The sequence below is a fragment of the Rossellomorea vietnamensis genome (assembly GCF_025398035.1).
GTDB lineage: Bacteria > Bacillota > Bacilli > Bacillales > Bacillaceae_B > Rossellomorea > Rossellomorea vietnamensis_B.
Genome location: NZ_CP104558.1, coordinates 3,202,873 through 3,219,874, shown reverse-complemented (window position 1 = coordinate 3,219,874; position 17,002 = coordinate 3,202,873). Strand labels below are relative to the sequence as shown.

Annotated in this window: 17 protein-coding genes; 9 read left to right on the top strand and 8 right to left on the bottom strand. The window is 44.6% G+C overall.

Annotation, left to right across the window (positions count from 1 at the left end; translation table 11 throughout):
• Positions 1 to 173 precede the first annotated feature (173 nt).
• The 3 genes from N5C46_RS16515 to N5C46_RS16505 form a co-directional block, all read right to left on the bottom strand.
• Positions 174 to 803, bottom strand: coding sequence for a TasA family protein (locus tag N5C46_RS16515; RefSeq protein WP_261749443.1), 630 nt, complete (start codon positions 801 to 803; stop codon positions 174 to 176).
• A gap of 80 nt (positions 804 to 883) precedes the next feature.
• Positions 884 to 1,429, bottom strand: coding sequence for a signal peptidase I SipW (gene sipW / locus N5C46_RS16510; protein WP_261749442.1), 546 nt, complete (start codon positions 1,427 to 1,429; stop codon positions 884 to 886).
• Positions 1,398 to 2,048, bottom strand: coding sequence for a DUF4047 domain-containing protein (locus N5C46_RS16505; protein ID WP_261749441.1), 651 nt, complete (start codon positions 2,046 to 2,048; stop codon positions 1,398 to 1,400). Before N5C46_RS16505 ends, sipW begins: the two co-directional genes overlap by 32 nt.
• Positions 2,049 to 2,305: 257 nt before the next feature.
• Here N5C46_RS16505 and N5C46_RS16500 point away from each other — a divergent pair, with 257 nt between their 5' ends.
• Positions 2,306 to 4,030 carry a M4 family metallopeptidase gene (locus N5C46_RS16500; RefSeq protein ID WP_420720464.1) on the top strand — a complete coding sequence of 575 codons (1,725 nt, stop codon included), beginning with the start codon at positions 2,306 to 2,308 and terminating at the stop codon, positions 4,028 to 4,030.
• Between the two features lie 141 nt (positions 4,031 to 4,171).
• Here N5C46_RS16500 and N5C46_RS16495 read toward each other — a convergent pair whose 3' ends face one another.
• A complete protein-coding gene (locus N5C46_RS16495) occupies positions 4,172 to 5,209 on the bottom strand; it encodes a DnaD domain-containing protein (RefSeq protein WP_261749439.1) in 1,038 nt (345 codons plus the stop codon).
• A gap of 353 nt (positions 5,210 to 5,562) precedes the next feature.
• Here N5C46_RS16495 and N5C46_RS16490 point away from each other — a divergent pair, with 353 nt between their 5' ends.
• Entirely contained in the window at positions 5,563 to 5,883 is a 321-nt protein-coding gene (locus N5C46_RS16490; protein ID WP_261749438.1) for a hypothetical protein, read from the top strand.
• Positions 5,884 to 5,936: 53 nt separating this feature from the next.
• Here N5C46_RS16490 and N5C46_RS16485 read toward each other — a convergent pair whose 3' ends face one another.
• Positions 5,937 to 6,350 (bottom strand): hypothetical protein, encoded by a 414-nt coding sequence (locus N5C46_RS16485; protein WP_261749437.1) that lies wholly within the window; start codon positions 6,348 to 6,350, stop codon positions 5,937 to 5,939.
• Between the two features lie 276 nt (positions 6,351 to 6,626).
• On the opposite strand from N5C46_RS16485, the gene N5C46_RS16480 reads away from it, so the two are divergent.
• A complete protein-coding gene (locus tag N5C46_RS16480) occupies positions 6,627 to 7,385 on the top strand; it encodes an SDR family oxidoreductase (RefSeq protein WP_261749436.1) in 759 nt (252 codons plus the stop codon).
• A gap of 209 nt (positions 7,386 to 7,594) precedes the next feature.
• Here N5C46_RS16480 and N5C46_RS16475 read toward each other — a convergent pair whose 3' ends face one another.
• Positions 7,595 to 8,116, bottom strand: a complete 522-nt coding sequence (locus N5C46_RS16475; protein WP_261749435.1) for a DUF6241 domain-containing protein — start codon at positions 8,114 to 8,116, stop codon at positions 7,595 to 7,597.
• 204 nt (positions 8,117 to 8,320) lie between these two features.
• Between N5C46_RS16475 and N5C46_RS16470 the strand changes: the two genes are divergently transcribed.
• A complete protein-coding gene (locus N5C46_RS16470; RefSeq protein WP_261749434.1) occupies positions 8,321 to 9,487 on the top strand; it encodes an MFS transporter in 1,167 nt (388 codons plus the stop codon).
• 51 nt (positions 9,488 to 9,538) lie between these two features.
• Here N5C46_RS16470 and N5C46_RS16465 read toward each other — a convergent pair whose 3' ends face one another.
• Both N5C46_RS16465 and N5C46_RS16460 read right to left on the bottom strand, forming a co-directional pair.
• A complete protein-coding gene (locus N5C46_RS16465) occupies positions 9,539 to 10,492 on the bottom strand; it encodes a nuclease-related domain-containing protein (protein WP_261749433.1) in 954 nt (317 codons plus the stop codon).
• A 710-nt stretch (positions 10,493 to 11,202) separates the two neighbouring features.
• The gene (locus tag N5C46_RS16460) at positions 11,203 to 12,123 is read right to left on the bottom strand and encodes a peptidoglycan endopeptidase (RefSeq protein ID WP_261749432.1); all 921 of its coding nucleotides are present in this window, start codon (positions 12,121 to 12,123) and stop codon (positions 11,203 to 11,205) included.
• A 494-nt stretch (positions 12,124 to 12,617) separates the two neighbouring features.
• Here N5C46_RS16460 and N5C46_RS16455 point away from each other — a divergent pair, with 494 nt between their 5' ends.
• The 5 genes from N5C46_RS16455 (at position 12,618) to treP (ending at position 16,988) form a co-directional block, all read left to right on the top strand.
• Positions 12,618 to 13,664 (top strand): acyltransferase, encoded by a 1,047-nt coding sequence (locus N5C46_RS16455; RefSeq protein WP_261749431.1) that lies wholly within the window; start codon positions 12,618 to 12,620, stop codon positions 13,662 to 13,664.
• 127 nt (positions 13,665 to 13,791) lie between these two features.
• On the top strand, positions 13,792 to 14,034 hold the full coding sequence (locus tag N5C46_RS16450) for a hypothetical protein (RefSeq protein ID WP_261752366.1): 243 nt from the start codon (positions 13,792 to 13,794) through the stop codon (positions 14,032 to 14,034).
• A 64-nt stretch (positions 14,035 to 14,098) separates the two neighbouring features.
• A complete protein-coding gene (locus N5C46_RS16445) occupies positions 14,099 to 14,350 on the top strand; it encodes a hypothetical protein (RefSeq protein ID WP_261749430.1) in 252 nt (83 codons plus the stop codon).
• A gap of 61 nt (positions 14,351 to 14,411) precedes the next feature.
• A complete protein-coding gene (locus tag N5C46_RS16440) occupies positions 14,412 to 15,287 on the top strand; it encodes a hypothetical protein (protein WP_261749429.1) in 876 nt (291 codons plus the stop codon).
• A gap of 285 nt (positions 15,288 to 15,572) precedes the next feature.
• The gene (gene treP, locus N5C46_RS16435; protein ID WP_034765394.1) at positions 15,573 to 16,988 is read left to right on the top strand and encodes a PTS system trehalose-specific EIIBC component; all 1,416 of its coding nucleotides are present in this window, start codon (positions 15,573 to 15,575) and stop codon (positions 16,986 to 16,988) included.
• Positions 16,989 to 17,002: the final 14 nt, after the last annotated feature.

Below are 17,002 nucleotides of genomic sequence, written 5' to 3'. Positions count from 1 at the left end.
CCCGAAATAACCTTAAATGGCAATTTAGTGTATTAATATATTAATAAGGGAAGCACGGGGACGGTTCTCCTGCTTCCTCACAACACAAAAAAGAAGCACAAGAACCGTCCCCCTGCTCCCTGCTTCCCCCCAAAAAAAGAGCCGGGGGACCTGTCCCCCGGCTCTTAAGAATATTAGTTATTTTCCGGATCCGTATCATCGTGATACGTCGAGTCACCACTCATGGCGTTAAATGTCCAGTCCACTTTCAACGTATCACCCTGGAATTGGTTCTGGTCTTCCCCGTTGTCCACGAACTCGAATAATACGAAGATCTTTTCTTCCTGTCCGACAGAGATCCCATCCGGTACTGGCAGGGCTCCGTCATTGCTGCTTCCAATAAAGGAACCGATGGCGGTTACGTCCGGTGTTTCCCCTTGCAGTTCAGCCAATGTGGTTTCAACCGCTACGTTGGTGGCACTGCTTGTGTTGTACATGATGGTGACTTTGATATGCTCTGCCATGTCGCCAGTGTTATCACCTTTTGCATCCTGCACTTGATACTTGGTGTCCAATAGAACCTGGTGGATATCAAGGGACCCATTGTTTTTCAGGGTGAATTCACGGTAAATTTCGTCACCGGGCTTGATGTTGTCGATGTTGACAACGGCACTTGGGTTCATGGACAGGTCCAGTGTACCCGCGGCGAAGGTATTCTCTGTCGCCTCTGCATCGCTGAAGTAGGCGAACGTCCCCCCTCCGATCAATGATAAACCCAATGCGGCACTCATAATACTTTTGCTTACATTCTTGGTAAAACTCATGAATAATTCCTCCCTTTTTAATAGAAAAAATATAGTAAACTTCTATGTATGTTTGGTGATACATAGGAGATGAAACCACATTATGCTTTGCTTCCTTCAAGTTCGTTTTTAGCTACAAGGATGGAGCGGAATGATGAAACCAGCAATAAGATTCCCGGCACGATCATCAATAATGCGGAACCGGCTTTGGAATGGGCATAGTTCAAGACATAACCTATATAGGGAATCGTCAAGTTGGTATACTTTCCGATGATCGCTGACTGAGGAACCGTCCATAGATCAGGGCCGTTATTGTGATCCCCTTTGGTTTTATACAGAGCTTGTCCATTTTCTTGGATGACTTCCGTGATTCTGTGTGTAATCAGCTTGCCCTCCATGCGAAAGGTGATGATATCTCCTTTTTGATAAGAGGTCTGCATGTCTCCAAGCTTGATGGAAATGATGGAACCGGTCTGGAAGGTGGGCTCCATGGATCCTGATAAAACGGCTTTCACCTGGTACCCCAGAAAAGTCGGTTCCCCCCCTGACAATCTGGAAGAAAGAACAATAAATGCCGTTAAACAGATCATCACGAGAAAAAGCGTTCCCACTGCGCTACTCACGATTCTCCATCGCTTCTCTTTCATGTTCTGTCACCCCCTTTACTTCATCCCCGGATTCCGAGTTCTCTGGATCCGTCTTAGATGGTTCCGTTTCCGGAGCAGTCTGAATGTCTTCTGCAGCAGGTTGGTCTCGGTCCTCCAGTTCCTGCATCTGCAATAGGATCGAAGAACGTATCTCCTCTATATGTGAGAAATCAACCTCCTTCCACAACCCTTCAATGTGCTGAAATCCCTCGCGTACATAATCATATGTATGGACGTCCGCGGCCTTCTGTTGCTGGATGCCCCTGTAATACGTGGCCATTTCCTCATATAGATGCTGCAACATACCCATTTGGCGGGTCAGCTCCCCTTCCACTGCCGTCACTTCTTCCAATTGCCTTTCCAATTCTTCCATTGAAGCACCAGGTGAGGGAGCTACAATCTTCTTCAACGTGTTTTCCATATCTCCTGACACCTTTTGGGCGCCTTCCTCAAGATCCTGAATGGTTCCCGGAAAAACAAATGCCGCCTTCATGGTGATGGATTCCGGTGAAGCCTGACTTGTAAATGCCGCTTCTGTTTCCCCCACCAGCTGAGTTCCGGCATAAAAGGCCATGCAGCATAGCGAAGGCATTAGAATGGTTCGATGAATCCGTCTCACACCATCACTCCCCTTTTGCAGAACCACTCATTTGACTCTAAGTATACAGAATCATCAAACAATTTAAATTGGGTTAATTTCGTTGAAAAACAGGAAGGAAATATGTCGAATTTACTCGTAAATCGGAAGAACCGCATGTCACCGGACAAAAATTAACCCAATTGATTTCACGGTCCATTTTCTAAATAATTTAAATTGTTAGATATCTCAATCCAACGAGAGGGTGAATGTATTTGAAAAAGAAAAAAAAGAAGAAGATGAGTAAGAAAGCGGCGATTCCTGCTGTACTGGCATTATCGGTCACATTAGGAGGACTGGCACCGACTTTACCTGGATTGGCGGGACCTGCAAGCGTCGTTTCTGTACAAGCTGAAGGCTTAAGTAAGCAGGAGGTCGTGAAGGCGTTCCTTCAATCGAAAGTATTGGAGAAAACAAAATCGGCGGCGACAGGAGATCAGTTCAAAATCATCAGCGAGGAAGCGGACAGCGAAACGGGTACATACCATGTACGTACGGTGGAACAGTATAACGGCATCCCAATTTACGGATCCGGCCAGACTGTTGCTCTAGACGCCAATAACAACGTGTATGCATCCTTCGGTAACGTGACACAGAAGCTAGCCCGTACCATCATTCCAACAGAAGCAGCCATTGAAAAGAAAGAAGCTGAAAATATCGCCAAAGCAGGTGTAGCATCCGAGATTGGCGTGGATGAACTGAAAACCTATGATGGCCTTGACACAGAGTTAACGATCTATCCGTATAAAGGGAAATACTACTTAACGTACCTGGTAAAAGTATCCACTTCGACCCCGGCACCGGGCTATTTCCACTACTTCGTGGATGCCACGAACGGAGAAGTGGTCAACAGTTTCAACGCCATGCATGAAGTGGACCCGACAAGTCTTACGGTAGCTCAAGGAAGAGGATTGAACGTATTCGGGAAAATGCAGTATTTCCCTGTAGGAAAGGACGCGGCAACGGGAACTAGCTATTTATATGGAGGATCCATTGCGGGGGGAACATTCGGCAACCCGAATATCGTCCCACTTGCGACGTTCGATGCCCGCCGCATGCCTGAAACGTCATTCATCCTGCTCTCGGCACTCTTTGGCTTCACCGGATTTGAAATCAATACGAAGAGTTCTTCTAACTACTTTTATGACCCGGCAGCCGTATCGGCCCATACCAATGCCGACAAAATCAATAAATACTATCAAGGTGCCCATAAGCGTAACGGGATCGACGGCAAAGGGACGCCGTTCATCAGCACGGTTCACATCGGTTCCAAATGGAATAATGCAGCCTGGAACGGCAAGCAAATGCTATACGGAGATGGGGACGGGGTAACCCTTGGTTCCTTAGCCGGCGGACTTGACGTGGCCGGCCACGAAATCACGCACGGTGTCATTACCAATACGGCCAACCTGACCTATCAAGGCGAATCGGGAGCCATCAATGAATCACTCGCGGATATCTTCGGAGAAATAGCGGAAATGTACTCTTCCGGTTCTTATAACAATCCTTCAGAGTGGGAAATGGGTGAGGATATTTATACACCGAACAAAGCAGGGGACGGCGGTCTACGTTCATTGAAGGATCCACGTACTAAAACCCTTCCTGCCGCATACGAAATGAGGGATAACCGCTACCCGGATCACTATGACGACCGCTACACGGGAGAACTGGATAAAGGCGGCGTGCACATCAACAGCAGTATCAACAATAAAGCGGCCTACTTAATTTCCGAGGGCGGTACACACAACGGCGTAACCGTCACCGGACTTGGTGCCAGTCAAACAGGTGCCATTTTCTACAGTGCACTGACAAAGTATCTGACGCCTTCCTCCGGGTTCAAAGAAATGCGCGAAGCTGCCATCCAGGCAACCCGCGACAAGTTTCCGGATAAGAATGGACAGCCATCCGCACAGACGCAAACTGTCATCAATGCTTATGATGCTGTTGGGGTGTCAGCACAATAACTATGACAGAGTATTTTGGGGAGCCAGGGGATCAAATCCTTTGGCTTCCTTTTTCAGAAGCAGGGGGGAAGCACAGGGACGGTTCTGCCGCTTCCGAAGAAAAAGCAAAAGAACCGTCCCCCTGCTTCCTTTATTTTCATTTCACATGACCACACTAGTCCCACGCTCCCGGAACGCTTCAAGTTCCGCCATCAACTTCGCCTTCTCCACTTCAAAATCTTCGTCTAACGATTCATCTGGCGCTTCCACGATTCCTTCTTCTGTAAACCAATCCGGTAGCAGCTCCGTACGTACCGGTTTCCGTCCAGCCCTGCGTGAAGGGTTTTTAACCACTTTCTCAACCATAACCTGCTTCTCTTTCTCCCGCTCATCGTTCACATCCTGCACTTGCAGCAGCTCCCACTTCACAAGGATCGCATCCACATAGCTCCAATAATGCTTCCCCTGCTCAACCGCTCTCTTCATAGCTTCCACAACGAGGCTGTCTGAAAGTCTTTCAGACCAGGACTTAATTTTCTCCTGCATATAAGACCCTAAACGCCCAAATTCATTTTCTTTAAAAAAAGTAACAGGACAATTGCCGCGCTGTTGTTGTTCATTCTTTTCTGAAGGATTCTTTGAAGTACTCTCTGTATACGTCCCCTGATCCATCTCAGGTCCCCACTTCTTGTGACGGGACAGGTTTTCCTTTGGAACGGACGGGCTGGTACGTTCCGGCGTAACAGGTGGGCAAACGGAAGTGAGCTCACTCACATTACACCGCTCCTCCATCACCCGTTTGATATTCTCAGAGATTGGCTGTACATACATCACATTGCTTAAAATGATACTAGAGGATGAAATCGTCCTGAACTCCCTGATAAGCAAATGTTGATCCACAAGAAAATCAATCGCATCCTTCACCTGGCGCTTCGTAAAACCATATGTATCGGCAAAAGCCTGATAGCTCTTCTGCAACATATCACCCTTGAATTTCGTCCTGGCCCCCGTGATCATCCCACTCTCATCCCGGATCATCGTCGGCCGGTACCAATACACAATATCCGCAAGTAGAGTAATCGCAACAAAGTGTGCCTTCCCGCTTGAAAACGTAATGTTCTTATACCATAAATGAGGAACGATATTCCCCACAATCTCCAATTCAGCAATTTGATCCGCTACCTGACACCCTGATCTCATACATTTCTCCACCCTTCTCATCTATTCATCTCTTAAATAGATTGAAAGAGAGAAAAAGGACACCCTATAGAAAAATTAAATTTAATAAGCAAAATATTTTTTATTATGTATTAAACTTCTAATAAAGGTGTTTGCTGGTATTATTAGTACATGAGAATATAGTACCTTCTAAAGGAGCACAAACAATGACCTCTAATTTAAAATTCGATACAAACCATAGAACGCTGACATAATTAGTAGTCAAAGTGACCATATTTCTTGGACACCTTAAAAAGGACCAGAATCGAATACTACTTTTACGTGTAGTAGTCAATCTATATAAACCATTAAAATCTTAGAGGAGGTGATTTGTCATGATTTTCGACCATTACGATTTATTAGAACTATTTGAAAGAGAGCCCTTAGAGTATAGGAGTGATCAAGGATTCTACATGAATAGTAAAACAGATCCACTTGGAATAAAATTACTATTCAGCATGTCCATCTATACTGATAAATGCATGGTCAGTTTAATTTATAAAGAGCATGAACTGACTCTCGTAAGTTTAGAGATTAATAATGTTATTAAAGTGGAGAAAAGGGAGGATCTTCTATTTATTCATTCAAAAAGTGCAAGTTCACCAATCATAATCAATTTCAAGCCAAGATTTTCTATAAGTGAAATTTGTTTATAATAGATTAGGATAAGGGAGGTAAATTCATCATCTGTCGCGGGGCTGGCCCCATATTACCTCTCCTTCCTATAAGGACTAACCTCAACCTCCTCTACCTCCCAATCACGCCCTTGTTTCGTTAAATAGATGTTAGCAGTCCCTTCATATATAGCCTCTATTCCAGTTTGCTCATTATTCTCAATGATTTCAAACGTCACCTTCACAATCTCAGGTCTGTCAGGGTAATCACTAATAATGGTATTCGGACTCTCTAGGTCTTTCTTTCGAGGATATTCAAAAAAGTATCGAAGCTTCTTTTGGTCTTCCTCTGAGATCCCTTCGACTTTCTTGTTTTCTTTAAGGTCCTTGATCATATTCGTTACTACCCTTTCCTGTGTTTGGTTTACCATATTGAATACAAGATACAGCGTTGCCACTCCCACTAGAATGACAGCTATGATGAGCAACGGCTTTTTGTTAAGATTCAATCGTCACACCCCTTTCCACATTCCCTATCTGAACAATGACCCGTCTGTCTTATCATTCCACGTATTTAGATCTTGAGTGAATCCAAGGGTGGAACACGCTAACAGTTGTAGTAAGATGAGAGAAAGGTCTCTTGGGTGTACACGCATGTTGAACTGAAACGTCTTAACTAAAAAATATCATTCTTTATCTCACACTGCCTCTAGTCGTACTATTCCCATAATTTGTTACACCAATCCCCAATTTAATAGAATGATAATAAAAAAGGAGAGATACATATGAAGAATCTATTCGATCTAACCGGAAAAGTAGCAGCCATTACAGGAGCAACACGAGGTATCGGACGCTCCATGGCAATTGCCCTGGCAGAAGCCGGAGCAGATATTGCCTTACTTCAAAGGAACCCGGAACAGACTGATGTGAAGGAAGAAATTGAACACCTTGGTAGAAAGTGCTCCATCATACCATGCGATCTTGAAAAGCCAAACGAAGTGAAATCCGCTATCCCGAATGTGATCTCGACATTTGGAAAAATTGATATTCTCGTAAACAACGCCGGCATCCAACGCCGCTCTCCTTCCGTTGATTTCCCGGAATCGGATTGGGATGATGTGCTGAATATCAATCTAAAAGTGGTCTGGCTATTATGTCAGGAGGCAGGACGTCACATGGTGGCTCAAGGAGGAGGCAAAATCATCAACACCGCTTCCCTTCTATCATTCCAAGGAGGATTGACCGTTCCAGCGTATGCAGCAGCCAAAGGCGGTGTTGCTCAACTGACAAAAGCCCTCTCGAATGAATGGGCAAAAGAGGGTGTCAATGTGAACGCGATTGTTCCAGGGTATATTGCTACAGAAATGAATACTGCTCTAATCGACGACCCGATTAGAAACAAACAGATTCTTGATCGGATTCCTGCCGATCGTTGGGGGGAGCCCGATGACTTTAAAGGGACCGTTGTGTATTTAGCTTCAGAGGCTTCAAAGTATGTACATGGGCATTTGTTGGCTGTTGATGGGGGATGGCTTGGTAGGTAGTTCGATGGTTAAAAAGATCCGGAGATCCCCAGTGACGAAGCGCATGGATTGTATATGTTGAGTATGGGTTGATTATTTTATTGCGCAGGAATAAAGAAGAAGCTTGAGGCACCAGCCCTCAAGCTTCTTCTTTACGGGTTCCCGATAACGGGGAGCACGTATAAAATATTGTTCAGTTGTCGGATTCCATTGTTAATTGTGTAAACCCTCTATCTCTTTTCTCTCTTCTGACTCTCGATATACTTCTTTTCCTGCTCGGCACTCAACGGAGACGTCGCTTTCCCGATATTTCCGTCCTGCAACCGCCAAATCGTATTATGATCCTCCACCACTCCGGAAAAATCACCTTCTTTCCAGGCTGTGAGGATATCCTCATACACGTACTCATCTTCATATTTGTTAATTTGTAATTGATCCAACAGATAATCAATCCGTTCATCGGTGATCTTATAGAACGACCACTTCTCTTTCGCCCTCACCTTTTGGTGGCTCATGGCATGTATGTATTGGCGCATCAGGTTTTCACTCAGAGGCGTCTTCACCTTTTCACCGAATGGATTCTCTTCCCCATTTGGATTCATTTCTACTCCCGCTGTGGACACAGCCTCTAATTGATTCGATTGATTACCAGTTTCCGAATTTCCCAGACTGCCAACTGCAATATAAACACCCAGTCCCGTCAGGAGCACAACACTTCCTACTATAACGCTCACCGTTTTTTTACGCAGCATGGTTTTCCCCCTGTATGATTTCTGTCCTACCTTCTTCTAGATGTCAGGCTGAAAGTCCTGCCAAGTATTGTTATATTACCATATTTTTCTTTGAGTCAAAAGAGATGGTCGCTAAGTTGGTTGTCAACGGGGACTGAATTCCGTATAATGGATCGTTGTTTGTTAAAAAATTTCCAACTATACATAAAGGGAGATCTGATATATTTGAAGAATCAGTCGTGGTTGTCACTTCAGTTCTTTGCGATATTTTTTACATGGGGGATTTTCATTCCTTACTGGACAGCGTGGTTAGTGGAGAGTAAGGATTTCTCCATTTCGGCTGCGAGTACCGTGATTGCCGTCGGGATGATTGCCCGTTCGTTTTCGAGCTTCTTCGTATTTCCGAAGTTGAGCCAGACGGTTTCATTGGGACGGTTATCCAGATGGATTGTATTGGTTTCAGGGGTAGCGCTACTGATGTTTTTGCCTATGGATTCTTTCGGGATGGTGCTCGGGTGTATGGTGTTATTCAGCCTTGTGTATCCGATGCTGCTTCCGATGGTGGAGAGCATGGCGGCTGTGATGATGAAGGAAGACGGGATTGATTATGGCCGGAGCCGTTCCTGGGGATCGATCGGGTATACGACCGCACTGCTTGCGGTTGGATTTTTGACATCGATTTTTACAGAGGGTGCCGTGATTTATCTTCTGTTTGGCGGGATCGTCGTGATCTTGCTTTCTTCCCTCACGAAACTGCCACAGTCCATGAGCGGTACCCGTGGTCAGGAGAAGCTTTCTTACGGGAGACTTCTGAAATCCCGTAAGTTTGTCTGGGCGATGGTAATCGTTGTCTTGAGTCAGGGAGCACATGCTTCTTATTATAATTATGGCGTTCTTTATTTGAAGGAATTAGATGTAAGCGCCGTGTATATCGGCGTGATCTTAAATGTTGCCGTGTTGTCTGAAATCCTTTTCTTTGCATTTTCAGACCGGTTGCTGAAGGGAAAGAGCATTTCCCTCATGTTCATAATAGCAGCAGGGGCTGCTGTGACGCGTTGGACTTTGTTGTTCCTCTTCCCCAGCACCCCTGTCTTCATCTTTACCCAACTTTTCCACTCTCTAACCTTCGGATTGACGCATTATGCATTTATGCGGTTGATTTATGAAGAATTGGAGAGCAAGGATATTCCCGCTGCCCAGGGTGTGTACACCTCCCTAGGTATGGGATTGAGTACGGCGGTGCTGACGTTCATCGGTGGCTTCCTGTATGATATCTCACCTAGTATGGCGTTTATGGGAATGGCTATTGTTGTGGCGCCTTGTGTGGTGCTTGGTGGTTGGATGTATTGGAAGTATGATCGTGGGGTTGAGGGTGTGTTTAGTTATAAATAGAAATAGGTTGACCGTTCGGACGTTAGGTTCCGGGCGGTTTTTTTATATTAATTACTTTGTATAGATGGTGCCTTTTGTGGATCCGCTTTTTGTCAGAGGGAGTGATTTCAGGATTTCTGCTGCGGTTTTTGCAGAAGAAAGGTGAAGGAAATCTCTCAGTTTTTGGTTGGTGATGGTAGGTTCTATGAGGAAGAAGTAGTCTTCTATGGCTTTGACGTGGGCGGTTCTGGATAGGTGATGGCAGTTTGGACAAAGCCATGTTCCTATTTTCCTTATCATGATGTGGGAGCATCTTTCACATTGGACTCCTTTAGTGAGATCAGCTTCTGTCAGTTGGTAGGTTGAGAGGATTTTCGGATAGGGTGGTTGATGCTGATTCAAGAGGAGTCTTTTTACTTTTTTGAGATCGGTGACTTCACGGGTGAACCTGTTATTGAGCTTACTGATTTCACTTACGATGTTCTGGGCATGGATCATTTTGTCGTATGGAGGAATCCTTTTGTGACCTGGAGCCATTTTAAGAATTGTAGCAGGGTTACTGAAAGCGACGAGGAATTCAATTGGCGGACAAGGGAGTTTATTATTGAAGAACCATTTCTGGAGGAATATTTTTTGTCGGGTGGCCTGGATGATGGGATCCGGGTAGCCCGTTTCGACTCCTTTGTAATATTGCGAAAGCTGATTGAATTCGGGATCAATGGTCAAGGTTCCGGCAATATTCTTGATTTCGATTAGCAGGGAATAACAGGGTGTGACCAGAAGACAATCAATCTGGAAATGATCCGGAGCGAGTGGCAGCCTGAGGTCACTGAAAATCATATACTTCTTGTCGGTGAGGAAGCTTACATGATAATCCACAGTCTTCTCTCCCTGGTAACCGGCTTTTCGTTTTCTGAAATCTTTTTCAATGAGGGGTCTTTTGGGATGGTTTGGTGGGGTCAGCCTTTGTAGTAAGGCTTCTGTTTGTAGGAGTTTGATAGGAGGGGTTCGTTTTTTTACATTCATTTAGAGGGGGTTCACTCCTTTGGGGATTTGATTGTTTATTAGTTCTACTTTTGTGGTGAAAATCCTGCTTTTTGAGGGGAATTTGTTTTGGATTGTCTGGTTTTGGGTTGGTGTGGTGTTGTGGATGGGGGTTGCGGGCCGTTTGGGGCCTGGTTTCTTTGTTTGGATCCTTGTCGCGAAGGAATCATGCGGGTTTGGAGGAGGATCGTGCCGGATTTGGGATTATCGTGCGGGCTGTGGGGTTTTCATGCGTCATGCTGATTAATCATGCGAGATTCCAAATAATCGTGCCACCGTGTCGAATTCTCTTTACCCGTGCCTATTACTAACCTCTTCCAACTCCACTCTCCCTTCTCCGTGAACAGGCAGAGGCTCCGTTCTCAAAACAGCGTATTTTTAGGCTTTTGATCTTCGTTCTGAACGAATTTATTCTTTAGATTGTCTGTTTTAGTTGGGAATGAGGTCCTTGCCAAGAATCATGGGCCGTTTTAGAATCGTATCTTCCTAAACAAGCCACCCTCGCGAAGGAATCATGCGGGTTTTAAAGAGGATCATGCCGTATTACAGATAATTGTGCGGCATATATTCCTTTCGTGCGAGAAACAAATTTTTCATGCGAGATTTCCAATAATCATGGCACCGTGTCGAATAATCTTCATAACTCAATAAAAAACGCCCCACCCATCAAGGGCGGGACGTTCCAATCAAACTTAAAATCTCTTATACCCAACAAACTTAGGATTCCAGTACGTATTGCTCAACTTCGATACGACCACTCCACTGTCGGATGCGTGGATGAATTCTCCGTTTCCAACGTAGATCCCCATGTGGCTGATGCCGGCTTTATACGTATTTTCGAAGAATACGAGGTCGCCTGCTTTCGGGCTGGATACGAAATAGGATTTGCTGTAGTAGCCTTCGGTGTTCGTACGTGCAATCGATTGTCCTGCCTGGTTGAAGACGTAGTAGATGAATCCGCTGCAGTCGAAGCCGGATGGTGATGTGCCTCCCCACGCGTACGGAGTTCCTACATATTTCTTGGCGATGTCGACGACGCTTGATGATGGCGTTTGAGTTCCACCGTCAGATGTACCGTTAATGGAAAGCTTTTGACCGACGTAAATGGTGTCTGAGCTTAACCCATTCCAGGACTTGATGGATGATACGCTCACGTCATAACGGACGGCGATATGTGACAGGGTGTCCCCTGATTGTACTGTGTATGTACTTGATCCTGTTGGTGCTGGTGTCGTCGTTGTCCCGCCTGAAGAAACGATCAACGTTTGACCAGGGTAGATGACATCACTACTCAGGTTGTTCCATGATTTCAATTCGGCAACATACACATCGAATTTGGCACCGATTTTTGATAGATAGTCACCTGATTGGACGGTATAGGTTTTGGCAGAGGAACTGCTTGGAGCCGAAACCTCCAGTACTTGGTTCACATAGATCAAGTCGGAGCTCAGGTTATTCCAGTTTTTCAAGTTTGAAACGGACGTATCATATTTATATGCAATCACGGAAAGGGAATCACCTGATTGTACGCGGTAAGAAGCCGCTTCCGCTGAATTGGCAGCCATTGTCGAGACGAGTGCAGCAGTTGTAAAGGCAATGATTGTTTTCTTCAAAAAAATGTCTCCTTCATAAATAGTGTCGAATTTTGTTGCTTGTCCATTATGGCTGAAGGAGGTCGATATTTTAATAGGCTAAAATTCTTATATGAAGAAAAATCAGGAAGAAACCCCAGTATAATAAGGGTTGGTACTTTATGGTTATATTTCCATTTGTAAATGTTTACACTGCAAAAGTGGATATCTCTTTGAGGAACTCCCTGGGTGAATGTCCTTATTTGTCAAAAAATCGTTATCAGCCCTGGTATCATACCATTTAGAAATTTATGGTTGCGCTTACAAGATTGAAGTGACACATTATTGGGTCTATACTCTCTATTTCCGGAGCTGTATGACGGCTGACGGACATCCAAATGAACCAGTCGTTTTCCACCTCCTCATCCCTATGACCCATCGCTCATTTACTTCAAGAAAATTCTGAATGACAAGATGATTTTTATCGATTAAAATTAGTAGAATTTATCTTACATATAAGCAAGGGGCGGGTTGTGTTGGCAGGAAAAATAAGGCTGTCAAACTTTGAATCTCTCAGGGTCCTTTCCATGATCATGATTGTTCTGTTGCATTTTGGGACCTACGGTTTTTCGAAGTATATTAACATATCGGAGTTAAGTAGTATCAATCAATTCCTTTTTAACTTCATCAAGGTTCTGTGTCTCGTTGGAGTCAACGTGTACGTGTTGATCAGCGGATACTTCTTGTGTACGTCAACATTCAAGATGAGCAAAGCGATAAGGGTGGTTCGGGAAACCTTTATTTTCTCGGTGCTGATTTTTGCCGGTATGGCGGTCCTGCAGCGGACTGATGGATCTCTTGCTGGCATGCTGCCATCGTTCCTTCCAGTCTACCTGTCGACTTATTGGTTTATCACGGTGTATATCCTGTTATTCCTGATTTCACCGTATCTCAATATCGTCATCAACCAGTTATCAAAGAAGGAATACGAGAAATTGCTACTCCTATTATTCCTGGTCAATTGTGTCTGGCAGTTCTTCCATCCCCTGCAAAGCTTCGGGGTCAATGGAGGGTACAGTATCGTGCATTTCATCTTTCTCTATTTTGTCGCCGGGTACCTCAGGCATCACGGAACGTTTATCTCTTCCTTAAGCACGGGCTATTATTTAAGCGTTTACATTCTTATAGGGGCAGGCACTGCCCTGATGCTGCAGCAGGCATGGGAGCTGCCGTTCAAGCTGCTGACCTATAACTCCCCACTCACTGTGATCATGTCGTTGGCACTGTTCCTGTTCTTCTCGAAGCTCAGCTTTGTCTCGAGACCCATAAATGCCATATCAGGCTATGTACTTGGCGTCTACCTGATACATGAGCATCCCCTGATCAGGCAGCGATTATGGGGCAATGTAATGGAATGGATGAATGTCAGGAGCGAGTCTCTCCTGATTCTGCAATATCTCGTGTATGCTGTGATCATCTTTGGCGTTTGCCTGGGAATCTCTTATGTGGTGTATTCCCTCATTAACTATAAAACGTTTATTAAAAGAAAGAAGCCGGCCGGGAAAGTGAAGATGGCTGGTTGACTCTACTGCGCCAGCTGGGAATCAGCTGGTTTTTTTATTGCTATCTTTCCAAAAGAGGTTTAACTCTAGAATAATTAGGTAATTTTACATATAAATGTAAATAGGGAGGGATACTTTGGACGCCTTAATGTTTATACTCAATATTCTGATTGCCGTTTATTTGTTTGTGGATGCCCCAAAACATAATAAAAATAGATGGTTATGGGGGATTCTTGGACTATTTTTTAGTTTTATCGCACTGGGAATCTACTGGATACTGACTGGCAGGAAACTGTTGGGTTGGATTGTCCTGATTGCCTATATCATCTGGGTTATTTTAGGGCTTATTGGAGTGGTGACGGTTGGTGTGTTTAATGGCCTGAATCAATGATAAGAGAGGATGTCTGCTTTTGGATCGCAGGCGTCCTTTTTTTAGGAATGAAAGGAGAATTCTCATGTGGGACGATCATACTCAACGAACAGACAAAGGATTTGAATGGTATTACTTCAACCTCACTTATAGAAGGAAGATGATCCGTACATTATGGATGACACCGCTCGTCCTTGTTTTGTATTTTCTACTACGATTTATCGGTTTGGATCTTATGTATACGCTCATCTTTGTAGGGGTCGGGCTGTTAAGTCACATCCTTCAACTTGCGTATAACTATCATATGTGGAACAAATACGAGAGGAATATTTCATGACGTAATGAATTCACCTTCATCTATTGATATACTTTTTACAGCAAACGAAGAAGGTGATCCCATGATAAAAGATAAGTTAAAAGTAAGCTTCATCTCCATTCTACTCGTCCTATTACTAGCCCCTATCCTGTTCCCGATGGAGTCCTACTTTCAGGCAATGGTCATTTATGCATTAATCGGTGGGGCACTCATGCTTTTGGTTGGCGTCCCCGCTACGTTCCTGGCGGGAGTGGTCACAAAAAAAATTAAGAGAGCGATTCATTTAGTCAATTTCATTATTCATGTTCTCCCTGCCCTTCTTGTCAGCATAAAGATGTTCACCCCTGTCTCTACCCTATTTTCTATGCCTTATGCAGGTCTGCCGATTTTCGCTTCAACTGTTTTCTATGTTGTGGATGAAGTGATTTATCAAAAGATTGACTTAAAGGGCCGGCTTGCGAAAGGAATCTTTTTGATTCCGGTCGCTGTCTTTTTGCTGTTTGTCGGCCCTTCTCTTTTCACTGGATTTTCATCCCACCTAACGGCCACACAGATTAAGGAAAAGGGCTCGCCTGAGGTTGCCCTAATTTTCCAAGGAGAAGAGATTCCCATCAACAGCAGCTATTGCTGGATTTCAGACGGTGATGGTTGTGTCTATGGCACAGACCCTTTTCCCCTTCCTGAGGAAAAAGTGAAGAATGTGAAGGAAATAACGATGACTTCACCCGCTACACTCGATTTTTCATTTGAGAATAGTGAGGGTGAGCCCACTATTTATGCTTACTATCATGATGGAAAGGGTTTCAAAGAAATAGAAGCAGCAGGAAACAAAATAAACATCTCAAATGATATTCCTGAACAAGCGATCAAATTTGTTGTGAAGTGGGACAATAATAAAATGGTCAAGTTCTTTGTTGGTGTGAGGACTGGGATACTTACAAATGGGAGAACATTTTAAGGACTCTATTAAACCTTGAGGCATTCAGTTGCCTCAAGGTTTTTTATGATCACTACCAACTTAAATGTAAACGGCTACACTTTTTCGTTGACAACTTGTATATACATGAATACAATAAGAGTATATCTTGTATATACAACACTCCCCACAAAATGAAAGCGTTTTGACAAAAGCATGGTTTAAAGCGTTTTTCACATACTATTTAGGGGAATTCCATTAATAGAAATGAAAGCGGGTACAAGTTAGGCGGCCGGCAGCTTTCACCATTCCAAGGGAGGGAATTTCATGAGCGTGAAACGTGAGGACGTTCTCGAAATCATTGAAGCGATTGGCGGCAAGGATAATATCCGTACAGCCACGCACTGTGTGACTCGTCTGAGGCTTGTGCTGAATGATGAGAAGAAAGTGGATAAAGAAAGATTAGAGGCAATTGATCTGGTGAAGGGTTCCTTCTCCTCCAACGGTCAGTTCCAGGTTGTCATCGGACAAGGTCTTGTGAATAAAGCGTATCAAATTTTGGCAGAGGAAACAGGGATCGAGCATGCATCGAAACAGGATGTAAAGGATGCGGCTACCCAGAACCTGAATCCCCTGCAGCGCGCGATCAAGGTACTGGCGGATATCTTCATTCCGATCCTGCCTGCGATTGTAACGGCCGGTTTGTTGATGGGTCTGAATAATATTCTGACCGGACCGGGGATTTTCTATGATGAGAAATCGGTCATCGATGTTCATAAGCAGTGGGCAGACTTTGCCTCGATCATTAACTTGATTGCTAACACGGCCTTTGTGTTCCTGCCAGGGTTGATCGGTTGGTCAGCAGTCAAGCGTTTTGGCGGAAGTCCATTACTCGGTATCGTATTAGGTCTTATGCTTGTTCATCCGGACTTACTGAACGCTTGGTCCTATGCAAGTGCAGAGAAGATTCCTACATGGAACTTATTCGGATTTGAAGTCGACAAGATCGGGTATCAAGGACAAGTTCTCCCGATTCTTTTCGCTTCCTATCTATTAGCGAAGATTGAAATGTTCCTGGATAAGAGAGTTCATGACTCCATCAAGCTATTGGTCGTGGCCCCGGTAGCCCTTCTGATTACTGGATTCGCCGCTTTCATCCTCATCGGACCTGTTACCTTCTTTATCGGGAACATGCTGACGGATAGCGTCGTATGGGTGTTCGATCACGTATCATGGTTAGGTGGTCTCCTGTATGGTGGTTTATACGCCGTCATGGTTATCACGGGGATGCACCATACGTTCCTTGCAGTGGACTTACAGCTGGTCGGTAGTGAAGGTGGAACATTCCTATGGCCGATCCTTGCCCTATCGAATATTGCACAAGGTTCAGCAGCGCTTGCCATGATGGTGGTAGCGAAAAAGGAAAACGAAAAGCTTCGCGGCCTGGCAGGTACGTCAGCCATCTCGGCTTATTTAGGTATTACGGAACCGGCGATGTTCGGGGTCAACCTGCGCTACCGCTATCCGTTCATCAGTGCCTTGATCGGATCTGCCATCGGTGGTGTACTCTTAGCGATGACAGGAACGAAAGCATTCTCCATCGGTGTAGGTGGATTGCCTGGATTCCTATCCATCATTCCTGAATACTGGCTTCCGTTCTTCATCGGAATGGCCATCTGTATCGTCGTACCGTTCGTACTGACAATCGTCTGGTCCAAATTCAGCAAAAATGAACCAGCCTAAACAATAGAGAGAAA